Origin of the sequence: Candidatus Hakubella thermalkaliphila, assembly GCF_013281975.1 — a bacterium.
GTDB lineage: Bacteria > Actinomycetota > Humimicrobiia > Hakubellales > Hakubellaceae > Hakubella > Hakubella thermalkaliphila.
Genome location: NZ_BLRZ01000447.1, coordinates 1 through 588, shown reverse-complemented (window position 1 = coordinate 588; position 588 = coordinate 1). Strand labels below are relative to the sequence as shown.

Genomic DNA, 588 nt, shown 5'->3' with positions numbered 1-588 from the left:
TTTCCTGAAGAAGACATGCTCGTTGTTGATTTTGTCAACCCTGACTTTTCTTACCTCATCGAAAATAAGGATAAGATAAAGGGCGTCGTGCTCACGCATGGGCATGAAGACCACACAGGAGCGCTACCTTTTCTTTTAAAAGAGATTGATGTGCCCATCTATGGGACTCCTCTTACCCTCGGGCTTGTTAAAGAGAAACTGAAGGAACATTCTCTTGAAAATGCCACACTCATTCCTGTAAAGCCGAGGGATGTGGTGAACCTCGGAGTGTTTTCAATAGAGTTTGTGCGCGTGACCCACAGCATTGTTGACGGTGTGGGATTGGGGATAGATACGCCTCTTGGAAAGGTTGTTCACACCGTAGATTTCAAGCTTGACCCCACGCCTGTTTACGGTCAATTAATGTACTTCCACAAGTTTTCCGAATATGGAGAGAAAGGCACCCTCGTGCTTCTTTCTGACAGCACAAATGCTGAAAAAGGCGGATTTACATTTTCCGAAAAGGAAGTAAGTCGTGCATTTGAGGACATCTTCTCAAAGGCGCAGGGAAGGATAATAATTGCGACATTTGCCTCAAACATACACAGT

At 44.9% G+C, this 588-nt stretch carries 1 protein-coding gene; it reads left to right on the top strand.

What is annotated here, in order from left to right:
• Positions 1 to 588 (top strand): MBL fold metallo-hydrolase (locus HW443_RS12645; RefSeq protein WP_176238379.1); only part of this gene is annotated, 588 nt, incomplete at both ends.